This window comes from Ollibium composti, from assembly GCF_004801285.1.
GTDB classification, from domain to species: domain Bacteria; phylum Pseudomonadota; class Alphaproteobacteria; order Rhizobiales; family Rhizobiaceae; genus Mesorhizobium; species Mesorhizobium composti.
The window spans coordinates 35,220-54,996 of the sequence record NZ_SSNY01000018.1 but is presented as its reverse complement, the minus strand read 5'-3'; the positions used below and the strand labels follow the sequence as shown (position 1 = coordinate 54,996).

Below are 19,777 nucleotides of genomic sequence, written 5' to 3'. Positions count from 1 at the left end.
ATGGTCATCCGCATCGCGCTCGCCCGCAAGCTACTCGTCATCCTCAACGCAAAAGCACGCGACGCGCGCACCGAGTTCGCAAATGCAACTTGACACCTCAGATAGTCGCTCCCCTCAAGGGGGAGGGGGAAGTCCGCGCTATTGCCCTTCGCTGTCGCTCCGGGCGTTCTAAGCTCGAAAAGCCAAGCAATTGGCTTTTCGTCCGCTGCGCGGACCGCTTCTCACCCCCGTAAGGGGGAGGGGAAGCCGGCACTCAGTGCCAGCCCTCAGTGGTTGTCCCTCGGCATGCCCGCCGTATGCGCGACGTCCTGGTATTTCACCGCCGGCTTCAGCACCATGCCCTGATCGAACTGGTCGACCATGGCGCGCTGGATTTCCTGCCACGGCGTCTGGTGCTTCGGATAATGATAGCCGCCATTGCCGTTGAGTGCTACGCGACGCCTGGCCAGCTCCTCGTCGGAAATCAGGATATCGGCCGTGCCCTTCTTCAGATCGATGCGCACGCGATCGCCGGTCTTCAGCAGCGCCAGGCCGCCGCCGACGGCGGCTTCCGGCGAGGCATTGAGGATCGACGGCGTGCCGGACGTGCCGGACTGGCGGCCGTCGCCGATGCAGGGCAGCGAGTGCACGCCCTTCTTGATGAGGTAGGCCGGCGGCTGCATGTTGACCACCTCCGCGCCGCCCGGATAGCCGACGGGACCTGCGCCGCGCATGAACAGGATGGTGTGCTCGTCGATTCCCTCCGCCGGGTCGTCGATGCGGGCGTGGTAATCCTCCGGCCCGTCGAAGACGGCGGCCTTGCCCTCGAAGGCGTCAGGATCGGCCGGGTTCATGAGGTAGCGGTCGCGGAACTCCTCCGAAATCACGCTGGTCTTCATGATGGCCGAATCGAACAGGTTGCCCTTCAGGTTGATGAAGCCGGCTTCTTTCTTCAGCGGCTCGGCGACGGTGCGGATGACGTCATGGTTCTCGTTGACGGCCCCGGCGCAGTTCTCGCCCATCGACCTGCCATTGACGGTGACGGCGTCGGGATGCGGCAGGAGACCGGCCTTCATCAGTTCGGCGACGACCGCCGGCACGCCGCCGGCATGGTGATAGTCCTCGCCGAGATATTCGCCGGCCGGCTGCAGGTTGACCAGCAGCGGGATCTTGTGGCCGACCTTCTGCCAGTCGTCGTTGTCCAGGGGCACGCCGAGATGGCGGGCGATGGCGTTGAGATGGATCGGCGCGTTGGTCGAGCCGCCGATGGCCGAATTGACGACGATGGCGTTCTCGAAAGCTTCGCGTGTCATGATGTCGGAGGGCTTCAGGTCCTCGTGCACCATCTCGACAATGCGCTTGCCGGTTTCATAGGAAATCTGACCGCGCTCGCGATAGGGCGCGGGAATGGCGGCGGAACCCGGAAGCTGCATGCCGAGTGCTTCGGCAAGGCTGTTCATGGTGGTGGCCGTGCCCATGGTGTTGCAATAGCCGGTCGACGGTGCGGAGGAGGCGACGATTTCCATGAACTCGTCGTAGTCGATCTCGCCGGCCGACAGCCGCTGACGCGATTCCCACACGATGGTGCCGGAGCCGGTGCGCTTGCCCTTGTGCCAGCCGTTGAGCATCGGCCCGACCGACAGGGCGATCGCCGGGATGTTGACGGTGGCGGCGGCCATCAGCAGCGCCGGCGTGGTCTTGTCGCAGCCGATGGTGAGCACCACGCCGTCGAGCGGATAGCCGTAGAGCACCTCGACCAGCGACAGATAGGCGAGGTTGCGGTCGAGCGACGCGGTCGGGCGCTTGCCGGTTTCCTGGATGGGATGGCAGGGGAACTCGAAGGGCACGCCGCCGGCCGCCTCGATGCCGGCGCGGATGCGCTTGGCGAGCTGCAGGTGGTGGCGGTTGCAGGGCGACAGGTCTGAGCCAGTCTGGGCGATGCCGATCAGCGGCTTGCCGGACTGCAGTTCCTCGCGGGTGAGGCCGAAATTCAGGTAGCGCTCCAGGTAAAGCGCCGTCATGCCGGGATTGTCCGGGTTGTCGAACCACTCCTGGGAGCGAAGCTTTTTCCGGGTCGGGGCGCCTGCCATCGGGGAAATCCTTATTTGTCTGATAAATGGATAGGACAGCGCCGTCCCCCCGGCAAGAGGGTTCGCTGTCGCACCCCGGACTTTGGTGCGATGGACAGCGACGCCATACCAAGCTACGCATTTCCCACGTCTCGACGGGAGGATGCAATGGCTTTGGTGATCGAAGGCGAGGAGCGCATCGTGGCGCCGGTGGAGAAGGTCTGGGCCGCCCTCAACGATCCGGACGTGCTGAAGGATTGCATCCCCGGCTGCCAGAGCCTGGAGATGAAATCACCAACCGAGATGGCGGCAACCGTCGTGCTGAAGATCGGCCCGATCAAGGCGACCTTCAACGGCGAGGTGACGCTGAAGAATTTGAAGCCGCCGCACTCCTACACCATCCAGGGCGAGGGCAAGGGCGGCATCGCCGGCTTCGCCAAGGGCGGCGCGGACGTGACGCTGACGCCCGACGGCGACGGTACCATGCTGAAATACGCGGCCAAGGCCGATGTCGGCGGCAAGATCGCCCAGCTCGGCAGCCGGCTGATCACCTCGACCTCGAAGAAGCTGGCGGGCCAGTTCTTCTCGACGTTCGGGGAGAAGGTGGGAGGGTAGCGGCACTTTTCCTTCTCCCCGTTTACGGGGAGAAGGTGCCCGAAGGGCGGATGAGGGGCAGCGTAAACGTTCGCGAGTCGGCGCCGCCCCTCACCCGGCCGTTTCACAGCCACCCTCTCCCCGTAAACGGGGCGAGGGAAGAAGCGTCGCCGCTACTCGAAGACGATCGCCGGCGCAGCACCCTCGGCCGACGCCTTCTCCTCGGCCAGCCGCTCCCAGACCTTGGCCGCGATGTCGCGATAGATCTTGGCTTCGGGGCCGTCCGGTTTCGCGGCCACCACCGGCCTGCCGTCGTCGGAGCTTTCGCGAATTCCCATCTCCAGCGGCACCTCGCCGAGGAAGGTGACGCCCAGCCGCTCGGCTTCCTTCCTGGCGCCGCCATGGCCGAAGATGTCGTAGCGCTTGCCGGTGTCGGGGGCGATGAAATAGCTCATGTTCTCGACGATGCCGAGCAGCGGCACGTCGACCTTTCGGAACATGTTGAGGCCCTTGCGGGCGTCGATAAGGGCGAGGTCCTGCGGCGTGGAGACGATGACGGCGCCGGCCAGCGGCACCTGCTGGGCCATGGTGAGCTGGGCGTCGCCGGTGCCGGGTGGCATATCGACCACCAGTACGTCGAGCGGCCCCCATTCGCATTCGCGCAGCATCTGCGTCAGCGCCGAGATCACCATCGGCCCGCGCCAGATCATCGGCGTTTCCTCGTCGACGAGGAAGCCCATCGACATGACCTTGAGGCCGAAATTCTGCATCGGCTGCAGGATCTTGCCGTCCTTCGTCTCCGGCCGGCCCCTGATGCCCAACAGGCGCGGCATGGACGGGCCATAGATGTCGGCGTCGAGCACGCCCACCTTCAGGCCGTTGGCGGCGAGCCCCAGCGCAAGGTTGACGGCGGTGGTGGACTTGCCGACGCCGCCCTTGCCGGACGCCACGGCGATGATCGCTTCGATGCCTGGCACGCCGCGCTTGCCGGAGGTGCGCGAAGCGGGCGCATGCGGGGCATGGCCGCCAGGAGCTGGAGCCGGTCGCGGCGGCTGGCGCGGCGGGGCGTTTTCCATGCCGCCGCCCTTCTTCTCGGCGGTCAGCGCCACGACCGCGCCGGCAACGCCGGGGATCGTCTTGACGACGCGCTCGGCGGCGGCGCGCAGCGGCTCCATCTGCTGCGCCCGTTCGGCCGGAACGGTGATGGAGAAGAAGACCTTGGAATCGGCGATGAAGATTTCCGACACCAGGCCGAGATCGACGATGTTGCCGGTGAAGTCCGGCCCGTTGACCGTCTTCAGGTGCTCAATGACGGTTTCCTTGGTGACGGTCATGGATCATTCCTTGGCTGGCCGGACCGCATGTCCGGCGGGCGTGATGGCGAAATCAAGAGTCACATAATCCGCTTTCGCCGGGACGCAAGCGCCAGATCGCGCCGTCAGCCGGCCAGATGCGAGACCCAGTAGGTCAGCGCCGCGATGGCCGCGGTGGCCGGCAAGGTGACGACCCAGGCGACGACGATGTTGCCGGCAAGCCCCCAGCGCACGGCCGAAACGCGGCGCGCGGCACCCACGCCGACGATGGCGCCGGTGATGGTGTGGGTGGTGGAAACGGGAATGCCGAGCCACGTCGCGCCGAACAGGGTGATGGCGCCGCCGGTCTCGGCGCAGAAGCCCTGCATGGGATTGAGCCGGGTGATCTTGGAACCCATCGTGTGGACGATGCGCCAGCCGCCGAACAGCGTGCCGAGCGCCAGCGCCGACTGGCAGGTCAGCACGACCCACAGAGGCACATAGAACGTGTCGCCCAGCATGCCTTGCGAGTAGAGCAGCACGGCGATGATGCCCATCGTCTTCTGCGCATCGTTGCCGCCGTGGCCGAGCGAATAGAGCGAGGCAGAAAAGAACTGCGCGACGCGAAAGGTGCTGTCGACGGCGAACGGCGTCTGCCGCACGAACAGCCACGACACCAGAAGGATAAGGACCAACGCCAGCACGAATCCGGTGGCGGGCGACAGCACGATTGCCGCGACGGTCTTGCTCAGCCCGCCCCAGACGATGGCGCCGGTGCCGGCTTTGGCGACGCCGGCGCCGACCAGCCCGCCGATCAGAGCATGCGAGGACGAGGACGGGATGCCGAGCCACCAGGTAAGGATGTTCCAGACGATGGCGCCCGTCAGCGCCGCGAAGATGACGGCGGGCGTGACGATCTCGGCCGAGACGATGCCCTTGCCGATGGTCTCGGCGACGTGCAGGCCGAAGAACAGGAAGGCGATGAAATTGAAGAAGGCCGCCCAGAAGACGGCGTATTGCGGCCTCAGCACCCGCGTGGAGACGATGGTGGCGATGGAATTGGCGGCGTCGTGCAGGCCGTTGAGAAAATCGAAGAACAGCGCGACGGCAATCAGGCCGGCGAGCAGCGGAAAGGCGAGCGAAGCTTCCATCGGCGGCTACACGTTCTCGATGACGATGCCGGAAATCTCGTTGGCGACGTCCTCGAAACGATCGACCACCTTTTCGAGCTGACTGTAGATTTCCGAGCCTGTCAGGTAGGCCATGGCGTTGCCGGTGCGATGGCGGTGGAACAGGTCCTTCAGGCCCCGCTCATGCAGTTCGTCGGACCGCTCCTCGGCGCGCGTCACCTCCTCGGCGATCATCGCCAGTTGCTGCGCGTTGGCATTGGCCTTGGCCAGCAGCGGCACGGCCCTGGCGACCAGCCGGGCCGCGTCGACGATCGTGCCGCCCATTTCGCGCATCAGCGGATCGAATTCCTTCGTCTCGAACCGCCGCACGGTCTTGACCGTCTTGTTCATCATGTCGATGGCGTCGTCCATCGACTGGATCAGGTCCTGGATGTCGCTGCGGTCGAAGGGGGTGATGAAGGAGCGCCGCACGGCCAGCATCACCTCGGCAGCGATGGTGTCGGCTTCCTTTTCCAGCGTGACGATCCTGTCGCAGTTGGCCTCGACATCCTCGCCCGAAAGCAGATGTTCCAGCGCCTCGGCGGCGGCCACGACCGTGCGTGCGTGCCGGTCGAACAGATCGAAGAAACGATCCTCGCGCGGCAGAAGCTTGCGAAACCAGCCCAGCATTTCCGACGTCCCTTTGCGGCGATGGCGTCCCATAACGCGATTAGCCGGCGGCGCAAATACAAACTGGTGCAAAAAGTGGGGATGCCGGCATGGCCGGCCGGTTGCCTCATGATAGGTTCGGCCATGATCGACAAGCTGGAATTCTTCATCGCGCTGGCCAGGGAGGAACATTTCGGCCGCGCGGCGGAACGTTGCGGGGTGACGCAGCCGACGCTCTCGGCCGGCATCAAGCAGTTGGAGGACCAGCTCGGCGTCATGCTGGTCAAGCGCGGCTCGCGCTTCCAGGGGCTGACGCCGGAGGGCGCGCAGGTGCTCGCCTGGGCGCGGCGCATCGTCGGCGACACGCGGGCCATGAAGGAGGAGATGCGCGCGGCCAAGATCGGCCTCACCGGCCATATCCGCATCGCCGCCATCCCCACCGCGCTCGCCATGGTGGCAAGGCTGACGACGCCGTTCCGCGAGAAGCATCCCGGCGTCACCTTTTCGATCCTATCGAGAACCTCTATCGAGGTGCTCACCCTGCTCGGCAATTTCGACATCGATGCCGGCATTACCTATCTCGACAACGAGCCGCTGGGACGGGTGGCAAGCGTGCCGCTCTATAACGAGCGCTACCAGCTCATCACGGCCGTCGGCACGCCCTACTCCGACCGCGACCATGTGTCATGGGCCGAGGTCAGCCGGCTGCCGCTCTGCCTGCTCACCCCCGACATGCAGAACCGGCGCATCATTGACCAGCACCTCGCCGAAGCCGGCGTGCAGGTGCGGCCGACGCTCGAATCGAATTCGATGATCGTGCTGTTCTCGCACATCAGGACCGGCAAATGGTCGTCGATCATGCCGCTCAACCTCACGGAAACGTTCGGCTTTTCCGAACCGATCCGGTCCATTCCCATCGTTGATCCGGATGCCCGCCACACGGTCGGCCTAGTGGCTGCCCCGCGGCAGCCGCAGACGCCGCTGGTGTCGGCGCTGTTGGACGAGGCAATGACGCTGGCAAGCGATTTCCGGCAGGAGCGTTGATCTAAAAGGGTTACAACAACGGATTGATAGAAAATTTCTATCAAGCAACGGGACAACGCTATTGATTCCGCCGGTTTGCTCCGGTTTCTTAAGGACTTAGCGGGTAGACCGCGACGACAGGGAGGGCGCTGCATGGCTGTGCAGCCTGCAAGTACCGAAATAGCGACGCGCACGGCGTCGATCATCCAGGAATTCAAGGCGCTGGAAGGGCCGCTGCTTCCCATCCTGCACGGCGTCCAGGGCGAATTCGGCTACGTCCCGCAGGAGGCGCTGCGCGTCATCGCGGACGAGCTGAACCTGTCGCGTGCCGAAGTGCATGGTGTCGCCTCCTTCTATCACGACTACCGCAAGGAACCCGGCGGCCGGCATGTGCTGAAGGTGTGCCAGGCGGAAGCCTGCCAGTCGATGGGCTCGGACGCGACGACGGCGCGGATCAAGCAACTGCTCGGCATCGATTTCCACGAGACGGCGAAGGACGGCTCGGTGACACTGGAACCGGTCTATTGCCTGGGCCTGTGCGCCTGCTCCCCTTCCGCCATGCTCGACGGCGAAGTGATCGGCCGACTGGATAACGAAAAGATCGACGAGATCGTCGAGGCGGTGCGCTCATGATCCCCCGCATTTTCATTCCCGACGATTCGGGTGCCGTCGCACTCGGTGCCGACAAAGTCGCCAAGGCGATCGAGAAGGAACTCAAGGAGCGCGGTATCGAGGCCAAGATCGTGCGCAACGGCTCGCGCGGCGCCTATTTCCTCGAACCGATGGTCGAGGTCGCCTGCGATGCCGGGCGCGTCGCCTACGGCCCGGTCAAGGTCTCCGACGTCAAAGGACTTTTCGACAGTGGCTTCCTGAAGGGAAGCCATCACAAGCGCTGGCTGGGCGATCCGGCCAAGATCCCGTTCCTGGCGAAACAGACGCGGCTGACCTTCGCGCGCTGCGGCATCATCGACCCGCTGTCGCTCGACGCCTACGAGCGCCACAGCGGCCTCAAGGGCCTGCGCAAGGCCATCGCCATGCAGCCGGCCGACATCGTCAAACAGGTGACGGATTCAGGCCTGCGCGGACGCGGCGGCGCCGGCTTCCCGACCGGGATCAAGTGGAAGACCGTGCTCGATACGGCGGCTGACCAGAAATACATCGTCTGCAACGCCGACGAGGGCGATTCGGCCACCTTCGCCGACCGCATGATCATGGAAGGCGATCCCTTCGTGCTGATCGAGGGCATGGCCATCGCCGGCATCGCGACCGGCGCGACCAAGGGCTACATCTACATCCGTTCCGAATATCCGCATGCCGTCGCCAAGATGAACAGGGCGGTGGAGATAGCCCGCAAGGCGGGCGTGCTCGGCGTCAAGGTGCTGGGTTCGGCGCATGCCTTCGACATGGAGGTGCGCGTCGGCGCCGGCGCCTATGTCTGCGGCGAGGAAACCTCGCTGCTGAACAGCCTCGAGGGCAAGCGCGGCGTGGTGCGCGCCAAGCCGCCGCTGCCGGCCATCCAGGGCCTGTTCGGCAAGCCGACGGTGATCAACAACGTCATCTCGCTCGCCTCGGTGCCGATCGTCATGGACAAGGGCGCGGAATACTACCGCGACTTCGGCATGGGCCGCTCGCGCGGCACGATCCCGATCCAGATCGCCGGCAACGTCAAGCACGGCGGCCTGTTCGAGACCGCCTTCGGCCTGACGCTCGGCGAAATCGTCGACGATATCGGCGGCGGCACGGCAAGCGGCCGGCCGGTGAAGGCAGTGCAGGTCGGCGGTCCGCTGGGCGCCTATTTCCCGCGCGGCCTGTTCGACACGCCGTTCGACTACGAGGAGTTCGCCAAGCGTGACGGGCTGATCGGCCATGCCGGCATCACCGTCTTCGACGACAGCGCCGACATGCTGAAGATGGCGCGTTTCGCCATGGAGTTCTGCGCCGTCGAAAGCTGCGGCAAGTGCACGCCCTGCCGCGTCGGCGCGGTGCGCGGCACCGAAACGATCGACCGGATCGCCGCCGGCATCGAACCGGAGAAGAACCTCACTCTCGTCACAGACCTGTGCAATACTATGAAATTCGGGTCGTTGTGCGCGTTGGGCGGCTTCACCCCCTATCCGGTCATGAGTGCGCTGACCCACTTCCCCGAGGACTTCAAGCCGGCGCCCGTGCGCGCCGCTGCGGAATAGGAGCGGACCGATGAACGTCAAGGCCGACATTTCCTCGCTCGTCACCGAGATCGACTACGGCACGCCCGAATCCAAGGCTGAAAAGACGGTGACGCTGACCGTCGACGGCCGCTCGATCACGGTGCCGGAAGGCACCTCGATCATGCGCGCCTCTATGGAAGCGGGCGTCGAGATCCCGAAGCTGTGCGCCACCGACATGCTGGACTCCTTCGGCTCGTGCCGGGTCTGCCTGGTCGAGATCGAAGGCCGCAACGGCACGCCGGCATCCTGCACGACGCCGGTCGGCGAAGGCATGGTGGTCCACACCACCAGCGACCGGCTCGACGCCATCCGCAAGGGCGTCATGGAACTCTACGTGTCCGACCATCCGACGGGTTTTGGCGAAAAGGCCGGTACAGGTGCCAGCGAATTCGACCATGTCGCGAAAATGGTCGGGCTCTCCGAGAACCGCTACGGCGTCGAGGGCCGCAACCATGTGAAGCCGGAAGACGGCGTGGCGCCGGGCCATGGATCGCTCACCATCGACTACATGGTGCGCGACGATTCCAACCCGTATTTCAGCTACGATCCGGCCCAGTGTATCGTCTGTTCGCGCTGCGTGCGCGCCTGCGAGGACGTGCAGGGCACGTTCGCGCTGACCATCGAGGGCCGCGGCTTCGAAAGCCGCATGGTCGCCTCGATGAACGAGGCCTTCGTCGAATCCGAATGCGTGTCCTGCGGCGCCTGCGTGCAGGCCTGCCCGACCGACGCCCTGCGCGAAAAGGCGGTGCTGGAAAAAGGCATGCCGGAGCGTTCGGTGGTGACGACCTGCGCCTATTGCGGCGTCGGCTGCAACTTCAAGGCCGAGGTGAAGGGCGACGAGGTCGTGCGCATGATGCCGTACAAGGCCGGCAAGGCCAACCACGGCCACAGCTGCGTCAAGGGCCGCTTCGCCTATGGCTACGCCACGCACAAGGACCGGATTCTTTCGCCGATGGTGCGCGAGAAGATCACCGATCCGTGGCGCGAGGTGACCTGGGAGGAAGCGCTGGCGCATGCCGCCGGCGAGTTCCGCCGCATCCAGTACCAGTACGGCCGCGCCTCCATCGGAGGCATCACCTCGTCGCGCTGCACCGACGAGGAGACCTACCTTGTGCAGAAACTGGTGCGGCAGGGTTTCGGCAACAACAACGTCGATACCTGCGCGCGCGTCTGCCATTCGCCGACCGGTTACGGCCTCAACACCACGCTCGGCACCTCGGCCGGCACGCAGGATTTCGATTCGGTCGAGGAAGCGGACGTCATGCTGCTGATCGGCGCCAACCCGACCGACGCGCATCCGGTATTCGCCTCGCGCATGAAGAAGCGCCTGCGCGAAGGCGCCAAGATCATCGTCATCGACCCGCGCCGCATCGACCTGGTGAAAAGCCCGCATGTGAAGGCCGTTCACCACCTGCCGATCAAGCCGGGCACCAACGTCGCCATCCTGACGGGACTGGCGCATGTCATCGTCACGGAGAAGCTCTACAACGAGACCTATATCCGCGAACGCTGCGATTGGGACGCCTTCGAGGACTGGTGCGAGTTCGTCTCCGACGCGCGCTACAATCCGGAAGAGACGGCGAGGATCTGCGGCGTCGACGCCGAGACGATCCGCGAGGCGGCACGCCTCTACGCCACCGGCGGCAACGGCGCCATCTATTACGGCCTCGGCGTGACCGAGCACAGCCAGGGCTCGACCGCGGTGATGGGGCTCGCCAACCTCGCCATGGCGACGGGCAATCTCGGCCGCAACGGCGTCGGCGTGAACCCGCTGCGCGGCCAGAACAACGTGCAGGGCTCGTGCGACATGGGTTCCTTCCCGCACGAATTCCCGGGCTATCGCCATATCGCCATCGATTCGGTGCGCCAGATCTACGAGGACCTGTGGGGCGTCACGCTCGACAAGGAGCCGGGCCTGCGCATCAACAACATGCTCGACGCTGCCACCGACGGCTCGTTCAAGGGAATCTACATCCAGGGCGAGGACATTCTTCAATCCGACCCCGATTCCAAGCACGTCGCCGCCGGCCTGGCAGCGATGGAATGCGTGGTGGTGCACGACCTGTTCCTCAACGAGACGGCGCGCTACGCCCATGTGTTCCTGCCCGGCTCGACTTTCCTGGAGAAGGACGGCACCTTCATCAACGCCGAGCGCCGCATCAACCTGGTGCGCAAGGTGATCGAGCCGAAAGCCCGCTACGCTGACTGGGAAGCGACGCAGGAACTGGCGCGCGCGCTTGGGCTCGACTGGAACTACACGCACCCATCCGAGATCATGGACGAGATCGCGGCGACGACGCCGACCTTCGCCGGCGTGTCCTTCGATCTTCTCGAGCGTGAAGGCTCGGTGCAGTGGCCGTGCAACGAAAAAGCGCCGCTCGGCACGCCGATCATGCACATCAACGGCATCGTGCGCGGCAAGGGCAACTTCGTGCGCACCGAATACGTCGCCACGGAGGAAAGGTCCGGACCGCGCTTCCCGTTGCTGCTCACCACCGGGCGCATCCTCACCCAGTACAATGTCGGCGCGCAGACGCGGCGGACCGGCAACAGCGTCTGGCACCCGGAGGACCGGCTGGAGATCCACCCGCACGATGCGGAGGATCGTGGCATCCATGACGGCCAGTGGGTCCGGCTGGCGTCGCGCTCCGGCGAGACGACGCTGCGCGCGCTGATCACCGACCGCGTGGCGGTGGGCGTGGTCTACACCACCTTCCACCATCCGGACACGCAGGCCAACGTGGTGACGACCGAAGCGACCGACTGGGCGACCAACTGCCCCGAATACAAGGTGACCGCCGTGCAGGTCGGGCCGTCGAACGGGCCGACGGAATGGCAGCGCGACTACGAAGACCTGTCGAAGAAGACGCGGCGCATCAAAGGCCATCTCGAAGCGGCGGAGTAGGTTTTGACCCGCCCCGCCATCACCTCCACGTCGCGGCTCGCCCGCCGCGCCAGCGGCATGGCGAGCGCGCCGCGCAACGTTCCGGAGGAGGCGCCGGTGGCGTTCAGCTTCGCCGGCACGACGCATGCGGTGATGATGGCCTCGCCCGCCGATTTCGAGGATTTCGCCCTCGGTTTCTCGCTGACCGAAGGCATCGTCGGGTCACCTGACGAGATCGACGCCATCGAGGTGCAGGATCTCGGCGCCGGCATCGACATCCAGATCAGGCTGAAAGACAGCGCCAATAAGCGCTTCGAAGCGCGCCGGCGCAGGCTGGCCGGACCGGTCGGCTGCGGTCTGTGCGGCATCGAATCGATCGACGAGGCGATGCGCTCGGTCGACGGCGTCGGCGGCTCGAAACTGCAATTGACGCCCGAGGACATCACCGGCGCGGTGCGGTTGCTGGCGAAGCAACAGCCGCTGCATGCCGAGACCGGCGCGGTGCATGCCGCCGGCTTCTACGTGCCGGGCAAAGGCATCGTCGCGGCGCGCGAGGATGTCGGCCGCCACAATGCGCTGGACAAGCTGGGCGGTGCGTTGGCCAGGGCCGGCATAGACGGCGCTTCCGGAGCGGTGGTGGTGACCAGCCGCGTCTCGGTCGAGATGGTGCAGAAGACTGCGGCGATCGGATCGCCGGCGATCGTTGCAGTGTCGGCGCCGACCGCGCTTGCCATCCGCACCGCCGACGAGGCCGGCATGACGCTGGTCGCGCTGGTGCGCGGCGACGATTTCGATGTTTTTACCCACCCCGAGCGGGTGACGAGGGGAGCAGCCAAGCATGTCGCATGACCTGAATTCTTCGATGACCACCAAGGATAAGCTGATGGTCATGGCCAATCAGATCGCGACGTTCTTCCATTCCAAGCCGCGCGAGGAAGGCATTGCCGGTGTCGCCGAGCACATCAACAAGTTCTGGGAACCGCGCATGCGGCGGCAGTTCTTCGAGATGATCGACGGCGGCACGCCCGGCTTCGACGAGTTCGTGCTGAAAGCCGCGCCCAGCATCAGGCGCCCGCCGGCGCCGCTGGACGGCCCTCCGCCATTGCCGGCAAAGGCCAAGGCGGTCGGATAGAGCAGCTCTTCCTTCTCCCCCGCTTGCGAGGAGAAGGTGCCCTAAGGGCGGATGAGGGGCTGCGCGAATATTCGCAAAGTCGGCACCGCCCCTCACCTGCCTGCCGGCGTTTGTCACTCGAAAAGCCAAGCAATTGGCTTTTCGTCTGCTTCGCAGACCGTTCCTCACCTCCCCGTAAACGGGGCGAGGAAAGCTACGAATGCGCAATCATAACGTGCCGCACCGCCGTATAATCCTCCAGCGCGTAGAGCGACATGTCCTTGCCGTAGCCGGATTGCTTCAGCCCGCCGTGCGGCATCTCGTTGCAAAGCATGAAGTGCGTGTTGATCCAGGTGCAGCCGTATTGCAGGCGCGCCGCCGTCGCCATGGCGCGGGCAATGTCCTTCGTCCATACCGACGAGGCGAGCCCGTAGTCACTGTCGTTGGCCCAGGCGACCGCCTCGTCCGCATCCGAGAAGTGGGTGACGGAAACGACCGGGCCGAACACCTCACGACGCACGATCTCGTCTTCCTGCAAGGCACCCGCCACCACGGTCGGCTGGTAGAAGAAACCCGACCCCTCGCCCGGCCTGCCGCCGGTGGTGATCTCGATGTGTTTCAGTTCCGAGGCGCGCTCGACGAAGCTCGACACGCGGTCGCGCTGGCGCCGGGAAATCAGCGGGCCGATCTCGTTTTCTGTGTCGTCCGGGCGGTTGTACCTGATGGTCGAGACGGCGGACGACAGATCGGCGACCAGCTTGTCATAGATCTTCCTGCCGGCATAGATGCGGCAGGCGGCGGTGCAGTCTTGCCCGGCATTGTAATAGCCGAAGGCGCGCAGGCCGGTGACCACCGCGTCGAGATCGGCGTCGTCGAAGACGACGACCGGCGCCTTGCCGCCCAGTTCGAGATGCGTGCGCTTGACCGACTTGGCGGCAGCCTGCAGCACCTTCTTGCCGGTGGCGACGTCGCCGGTGATCGAGATCATGTTGACCTTCGGATGGTTGATCAACGGGCTGCCAACGCTGTCGCCACGGCCCAGCACGACGTTGACGACGCCTTCCGGCAGCACATCCGCCAGCACACGCGCCAGTTTCAGCGCCGTCAGCGGCGTCTGTTCGGACGGCTTGAAGACGACGGTGTTGCCGCCGGCGATCGCCGGCGCCAGCTTCCAGGCCATCATCATCAGCGGATAGTTCCACGGCGCGATGGAAGCGACGACGCCGACCGGATCGCGGCGGATCATCGAGGTGTGGCCGGGCAGGTATTCGCCCGCCACCTGCCCCGGCATGGTGCGCACCGCGCCGGCGAAAAAGCGCCAGCAATCGACGATGGCCGGGATCTCGTCATTCAACACCGAATTGATCGGCTTGCCGCAATTCAACGCTTCCAACCGGGCGAACTCGGCGGCGTCCGCCTCGATGCGGTCGGCAATCTTCAGGAGGCATGCCGATCGCTCGGCCGGCGTGGTGCGCGACCAACTCGCGAACGCCTTTTCGGCAGCCGCCACCGCCGCCTCGATCTGCGCCGGGTTGGCCTCGGGCAGGTCGAGGATGGTGGCGCCGGTCTTCGGATTGAGCACCGCCTCGCCGGCCTCGGTGCCTTTCTCGAACTTCGCGCCGATCAGCATTTCGGTGTGCATGGGGAACTCCCGTGATGATTTGGGATTCATTTGCCCGAACCGGCGATCTGGTCGCCGTCACGGGTGAGGTAGTAGGCCAACAGGATGGGCAGGAACGTCACCATCACCACCACCATGGCAACGACATTGGTGACCGGGCGCTGGCGCGGGCGGATCAGTTCCTCCAGCATCCAGATTGGCACCGTCTGCTGCTGGCCGGCGGTGAAGGTGGTGACGATGACCTCATCGAAGGACAGCGCGAAGGCGAGCATGCCGCCGGCCAGAAGGGCTGTCGCGATGTTGGGCAGCACGACATGCCGGAAGGTCTGGAAGCCGTCGGCGCCGAGATCGTAGGACGCCTCGATCATCGAGCCGGAGGTACGGCGGAAGCGGGCGACGGCGTTGTTGTAGACCACCACCACGCAGAAGGTGGCGTGGCCGAGCACGATGGTCCAGAAGGAGAAGGGAATGTCGGTCAGCGAAAAAGCCGAGCGCAGCGCGATGCCGGTGATGATGCCGGGCAGCGCGATGGGCAGGATGACCAGCAGCGAGATCGTCTCGCGGCCGAAGAATTTCGAGCGGGACACGGCGGCCGAGCACAGCGTGCCCAGAACCAGCGCGATCAACGTCGAGATGGCGGCTACGCGCACGGAGAGCGATAGGGCCGACCACACGTCCGGCCGGTTCCAGGTGACGCCGAACCATTGCAGCGTGAAGCCCGGCAGCGGCCACTGGAAGGTCTTTTCCTCGGTGGTGAAGGCGTAGACGAAGATCAGCAGGATCGGCAGGTGCAGGAACAGCAGCCCACAGGCGGCGGCGACCTTCAGCGGCAGGGGGGCGGACGCGTTGCGGTCAGAGCGCATCGAAGGCCCCCAGCTTCTTGGCGCCCCACAGGTAGAAGCCCATGATGACGATGGGCACGACGGCGAAGGCGGCGGCGAGCGGGATGTTGCCGGCGGTGCCCTGCTGGGCATAGACGGCCTGGCCGATGAACAGGCGCGAGGTGCCGATGATCTGCGGGATGATGTAGTCGCCTAAAGTCAGCGAGAAGGTGAAGATGGAGCCGGCGACGATACCGGGGAGCGCCAGTGGGAACAGCACGTTACGGAACGTCTGGCCGGGCGAGGCGCCGAGGTCGGACGATGCCTCGATGAGGTTCGTCGGCACGCGCTCGAGTGAGGCCTGCACCGGCAGGATCATGAAGGGCAGCCAGACATAGACGAAGGCGATGAAGGTGCCGGTGGCCGAGACCGAGAGCGAGGAGCCGCCGACATAGGGCAGCGCCAGCCAGCCGTCGAGCAGCCAGCCGAGATGCACCTTGGCCAACAGCCAGGTGAGAATACCTTCCTTGGCGAGGATCAGCTTCCAGGCATAGACCTTGACGAGATAGCTCGACCACAGGGGCAGCATGACGGCGAGGTAGAACAAGGCCTTCCAGCGGCCGCGCGCATAGCGCGCCGCGTAGTAGGCGATGGGGAAGGCGATGGCCGCCGAGGCCAGCGTCACAAGGGCTGCCATCGTCACCGTGCGCAGGATGATGTCGAGATTGGCGGCCTGCAACAGGTCGCCGTAGGTTTTCAGCGTGAACTGCCGGTTGATGAGGCCGGAAAACTCATCGATCGAAAAGAAGCTCTGCAAAAGCAGGGCGATCAGCGAGCCGATATAGACGATGCCCAGCCACAACAGCGGCGGCGCCAGCATCAGCAGCAGCAGGACGCGCGGCCGTCGCCAGAACAGGTCGGACAGCGCGCCGCGCATGCCGCCCGACGAAGGCAGCACGGCGGGAGCTTGCCGCGTCGGCAGGGTCGCCTGCACGCTCACGCGCCTTCCTCCATCAGATGCAGGCTCTCGCGGTTGAAGGAGAGCGTCACCTGCTCGCCTTCCCGAGGCAGCGCCGACCCGGCCGGTACGGTGGCATGCAGCCGCAGACCGTCGGCATCGAGCGCCAGCCTCGTGGTGGCGCCGAGGTAGTTGGTGGCGACGAGACGCGCCGCCACGCCCTCATTCCCCTTGGCGCCGCCGCCAAGGTTGACCCGGATCGCTTCCGGCCGCAGCGATCCCCAGCGTTTCTGGCCGGACCAGCGCTGGACGAAATCCGGCGGCAGGACGTTGGAGGAGCCGACGAAATCGGCGACGAAGCGGGTCGCCGGCTTCTGGTAGATGTCCTGCGGCGCACCGACCTGGGCGATGCGGCCCTCGTTGAAGACGGCCACGCGGTCGGCCATGGAAAGCGCCTCGCCCTGGTCGTGGGTGACGAAGACGAAGGTGATGCCGAGCGCCTTCTGCAAGGATTTCAGCTCCTCCTGCATGTCCTCGCGCAGTTTGAGATCGAGCGCGCCGAGCGGCTCGTCCAGCAACAATACCTTGGGCTGGTTGACCAGTGCACGGGCAAGCGCGACGCGCTGGCGCTGGCCGCCGGACAACTGGCCGGGCCGGCGCGCGCCATAGCCGGGCAGGCGCACAAGAGCGAGCGCCTCCTCCGCAGCCTTGTGCCGCTCCGCCTTGCCAGTGCCCTTGACCATCAGGCCATAGGCGACGTTGTCGAGCACATTGAGATGCGGGAACAGCGCGTAGTCCTGGAAGACGGTGTTGACGTTGCGGCGATAGGGCGGAACGCCCTCGGCACGCTCGCCGAAGATGGAAATGGACCCTGCGGTGGGCTGCTCGAAACCGGCGATGAGCCTGAGACAGGTCGTCTTACCGGAGCCGGACGGCCCCAGCATGGCGAAGAACTCGCCAGGCTGGATGTCGAGGGAAAGCGCGTCGACGGCTTTCACCGCGCCGAAATGGCGGGATACGCCCTGGAAGGAAACGGCTGGGGTCATCGTGCTGTCGCCTCAGATTTACGATCGAGAGCGGGGACGCCGCCTCCTCTACGGAGGAAGTCACGCCGCAGGCGCGGGTGGAGATGGAAATGGGAGGAGCTCATCCGTCCCCACCTCGCGCGGCATCCTTCCCCAGAAGGGGAAGGACAGGCATTTACCGTCCGCCGATGACGCCGATGTAGTCCGACACCCAGCGGTAGTAGGGCACGCACTGATCGCCCTGCGTGGCGCATTTGGAGGTCGGCGTCTTCCAGAACTTGATCTTGTCGAAGTTCTCGAAGCCGTTGGTCTTGCACCCCTCGTCGGTCAAAAGTTCGTTGCCCTTGCAGGCGGCGGGCACGACCGGCACCGAGCCGAACCATGCGGCGAGGTCGCCCTGCACCTTCGGCTTCAGCGAATGCTCGATCCACATATAGGCGCAGTTCGGATGCGCGGCGTCGGCCTCCATCATGGTGGTGTCGGCCCAGCCGGTGGCGCCCTCTTCCGGAACGGTCGAGGCGATCGGCTGCTTGGCAGCGACCAGTGTGTTGACCTGGAACGGCCACGAGGAGGAGGCGACAACGCCTTCGTTCTGGAAATCGTCGACCTGGATGGCGGCGTCGTGCCAGTAGCGGCCGACCAGCGTGCGCTGGACGCGCAGCAGTTCGAGCGCGGCTTTGTACTGGTCCTCGTTCAGCTCATAAGGGTCCTTGATGCCGAGCTCGGGCTTGTGCGCCATCAGGTAGTTGGCGGCGTCGGCGATGTAGATCGGCCCATCATAGGCCTGCACGCGGCCCTTGTTGGACTTGCCGTCCGACAGGGTCTGCTCCTCGAAGACGACATTCCAGCTCTTGGGCGCTTCCTTGAAGATCTCGGTGTTGTACATCAGCACGTTCGGCCCCCACTGGTAGGGCACGCCGTAATGGACGCCGCCGACCGTGTACCAGGGCGCGTTCTGCAGGCGCTCGTCCACCGTCTTCCAGCTCGGGATCAGGTCGAGGTTGATCGGCTGCACGCGCTTGCCGGCGACGAGGCGCAGCGAGGCATCGCCGCTGGCCGTGACGAGGTCGAAGCCGCCCTCATTCATCAGCGACACCATCTCGTCGGAGGTGGCGGCGGTCTTGACCGTCACCTTGCAGCCCGTTTCCTTTTCGAAATCCGTCACCCAGTCGTAGGCCTTGTCCGTCTCGCCGCGTTCGACGTAGCCCGGCCAGGCAACGATATTGAGTGCGCCTTCGCCCTTGCCGAGTTCCTTCAGCGCCTCCTGCGCGACAGCCTGACCGGCGAAGGTCAGCGCGACGGTCAAGGCTGTGCAGGACTTCAGGAATGAATTCATTGTCATCCTCCCATTCAAAGGGGCCACACTCCAGCGGCGGCTTTGATCCCTTGGAGAGAAGGTGTCGCGAAAATCCCGGTTTCGCAAATTCATTTATCAGAACGCCGATATCGGTTTTACCGATAGGTATCGGTTACGGCCGCTGCCGCACCGTGCGCTGGGCCTGGGCAAGGCCGATAAAGTCGCGCGCCGCCTGCGGCAGGCCGGAGCCACGCCGCCAGACCATGCCGACCTGGACCACCGGCAACGCGCCGGACACGTCGCGCTGCTCGATGCGGTCACCTTCCAGCGACCACGGCCGGTAGACGAGGTCGGGCAGCAGCGCCACCCCGGCGCCCGTGGCGACAAGGCTGCGAACGGCCTCGACCGAACGGGTGCGGAAGGCGACGTTCGGCCTGGTGCCGATGGCGGCGAGCAGCTTGCCGGTATTTTCCTCCGTCTCGTCGACGGTGAGCATGATCAGCGGCTCGCCTGCGAGATCGCCGATGCCAATGATTTCCGTCGTCGTCAGCCGGTGGCTGAGCGGCAACCATAACCTGTAGGCCGACACCTCCAGGATTTCCGACTGCAATGCCATGCGGTCGCGCAGGTTGGAGGTCACCATGACGGCGATGTCGAGCTTGCCGCCGACCAGCAGGTGCTCAAGGTAGTCGCCATTGTCCTCGATCGCCGAGACTTCGACGCCGGGATTGGCACGGCGGTAGCGGGCGAGAAGATCGGAGAGCACGTAGCCGGCGACCAGCGAGGTCACGCCGAGTTGCAGCCTGCCGCCGGTCGCCGCAGGCGCATCGAGGAAGGCACGGCGGGCGTCCGAAACGTCGGCCAGGATCTTGGTGGCATGGCGCAGGAACTGATGCCCCTTGTGGGTAATCGACAGGCCGCGCGGATGGCGCTCGAACAGTTCGACGCCAAGGTCGCCCTCCAATTCCTTGATCGCCTCCGTCACCGAGGACTGCGAGATCGACAGGTTCTGTGCCGCGCGCGACACCGTGCCCTGCTCGGCGACGGCGACGAAGAACTGGAGCTGGCGGATGGTGAAGGCCATGCACCGAATAAACACGGTGCGGGCGGCACTGGAA

At 65.3% G+C, this 19,777-nt stretch carries 17 protein-coding genes; 7 read left to right on the top strand and 10 right to left on the bottom strand.

Features of this window, described 5'->3' with window-relative positions:
• Window positions 1–266: 266 nt before the first annotated feature.
• Window positions 267–2,069 carry an IlvD/Edd family dehydratase gene (locus tag E6C48_RS21585; RefSeq protein ID WP_136360257.1) on the bottom strand — a complete coding sequence of 601 codons (1,803 nt, stop codon included), beginning with the start codon at window positions 2,067–2,069 and terminating at the stop codon, window positions 267–269.
• A gap of 147 nt (window positions 2,070–2,216) precedes the next feature.
• On the opposite strand from E6C48_RS21585, the gene E6C48_RS21580 reads away from it, so the two are divergent.
• A complete protein-coding gene (locus E6C48_RS21580; RefSeq protein WP_136360256.1) occupies window positions 2,217–2,663 on the top strand; it encodes an SRPBCC family protein in 447 nt (148 codons plus the stop codon).
• 152 nt (window positions 2,664–2,815) lie between these two features.
• Here E6C48_RS21580 and E6C48_RS21575 read toward each other — a convergent pair whose 3' ends face one another.
• From E6C48_RS21575 to E6C48_RS21565, 3 genes are all read right to left on the bottom strand, one after another.
• Window positions 2,816–3,976, bottom strand: a complete 1,161-nt coding sequence (locus E6C48_RS21575) for an Mrp/NBP35 family ATP-binding protein (RefSeq protein WP_136360255.1) — start codon at window positions 3,974–3,976, stop codon at window positions 2,816–2,818.
• Between the two features lie 104 nt (window positions 3,977–4,080).
• Window positions 4,081–5,085: an inorganic phosphate transporter gene (locus E6C48_RS21570; protein WP_136360254.1), complete on the bottom strand. Its 1,005-nt coding sequence runs from the start codon at window positions 5,083–5,085 to the stop codon at window positions 4,081–4,083.
• A 6-nt stretch (window positions 5,086–5,091) separates the two neighbouring features.
• A complete protein-coding gene (locus tag E6C48_RS21565) occupies window positions 5,092–5,733 on the bottom strand; it encodes a DUF47 domain-containing protein (RefSeq protein ID WP_136360253.1) in 642 nt (213 codons plus the stop codon).
• Between the two features lie 123 nt (window positions 5,734–5,856).
• Here E6C48_RS21565 and E6C48_RS21560 point away from each other — a divergent pair, with 123 nt between their 5' ends.
• The 6 genes from E6C48_RS21560 (at window position 5,857) to E6C48_RS21535 (ending at window position 12,958) form a co-directional block, all read left to right on the top strand.
• Window positions 5,857–6,756 (top strand): LysR family transcriptional regulator, encoded by a 900-nt coding sequence (locus tag E6C48_RS21560; protein ID WP_136360252.1) that lies wholly within the window; start codon window positions 5,857–5,859, stop codon window positions 6,754–6,756.
• Between the two features lie 132 nt (window positions 6,757–6,888).
• Window positions 6,889–7,368 (top strand): formate dehydrogenase subunit gamma, encoded by a 480-nt coding sequence (locus E6C48_RS21555; protein WP_136360251.1) that lies wholly within the window; start codon window positions 6,889–6,891, stop codon window positions 7,366–7,368.
• The gene (locus E6C48_RS21550) at window positions 7,365–8,921 is read left to right on the top strand and encodes a formate dehydrogenase beta subunit (protein WP_136360250.1); all 1,557 of its coding nucleotides are present in this window, start codon (window positions 7,365–7,367) and stop codon (window positions 8,919–8,921) included. Before E6C48_RS21555 ends, E6C48_RS21550 begins: the two co-directional genes overlap by 4 nt.
• Before the next feature lie 10 nt (window positions 8,922–8,931).
• Window positions 8,932–11,847 carry a formate dehydrogenase subunit alpha gene (gene fdhF / locus E6C48_RS21545; RefSeq protein WP_136360249.1) on the top strand — a complete coding sequence of 972 codons (2,916 nt, stop codon included), beginning with the start codon at window positions 8,932–8,934 and terminating at the stop codon, window positions 11,845–11,847.
• Between the two features lie 57 nt (window positions 11,848–11,904).
• Complete coding sequence (fdhD, locus tag E6C48_RS21540; protein WP_230978902.1) at window positions 11,905–12,675, top strand: formate dehydrogenase accessory sulfurtransferase FdhD; 771 nt, start codon at window positions 11,905–11,907, stop codon at window positions 12,673–12,675.
• Window positions 12,665–12,958, top strand: coding sequence for a formate dehydrogenase subunit delta (locus E6C48_RS21535; protein WP_136360247.1), 294 nt, complete (start codon window positions 12,665–12,667; stop codon window positions 12,956–12,958). Before fdhD ends, E6C48_RS21535 begins: the two co-directional genes overlap by 11 nt.
• A gap of 193 nt (window positions 12,959–13,151) precedes the next feature.
• Here the strand turns inward: E6C48_RS21535 and E6C48_RS21530 are convergent, their stop codons facing one another.
• From E6C48_RS21530 to E6C48_RS21505, 6 genes are all read right to left on the bottom strand, one after another.
• Complete coding sequence (locus E6C48_RS21530) at window positions 13,152–14,579, bottom strand: gamma-aminobutyraldehyde dehydrogenase (RefSeq protein ID WP_136360246.1); 1,428 nt, start codon at window positions 14,577–14,579, stop codon at window positions 13,152–13,154.
• Between the two features lie 26 nt (window positions 14,580–14,605).
• Entirely contained in the window at window positions 14,606–15,421 is an 816-nt protein-coding gene (locus E6C48_RS21525; RefSeq protein WP_136360245.1) for an ABC transporter permease, read from the bottom strand.
• Window positions 15,411–16,316, bottom strand: coding sequence for an ABC transporter permease (locus E6C48_RS21520; protein WP_180375730.1), 906 nt, complete (start codon window positions 16,314–16,316; stop codon window positions 15,411–15,413). Before E6C48_RS21520 ends, E6C48_RS21525 begins: the two co-directional genes overlap by 11 nt.
• A 59-nt stretch (window positions 16,317–16,375) precedes the next feature.
• On the bottom strand, window positions 16,376–17,383 hold the full coding sequence (locus E6C48_RS21515; protein ID WP_136360243.1) for an ABC transporter ATP-binding protein: 1,008 nt from the start codon (window positions 17,381–17,383) through the stop codon (window positions 16,376–16,378).
• Window positions 17,384–17,537: 154 nt separating this feature from the next.
• Window positions 17,538–18,698 (bottom strand): ABC transporter substrate-binding protein, encoded by a 1,161-nt coding sequence (locus tag E6C48_RS21510; protein WP_136360242.1) that lies wholly within the window; start codon window positions 18,696–18,698, stop codon window positions 17,538–17,540.
• 133 nt (window positions 18,699–18,831) lie between these two features.
• Window positions 18,832–19,743: a LysR substrate-binding domain-containing protein gene (locus E6C48_RS21505; RefSeq protein WP_136360262.1), complete on the bottom strand. Its 912-nt coding sequence runs from the start codon at window positions 19,741–19,743 to the stop codon at window positions 18,832–18,834.
• Window positions 19,744–19,777 lie beyond the last annotated feature (34 nt).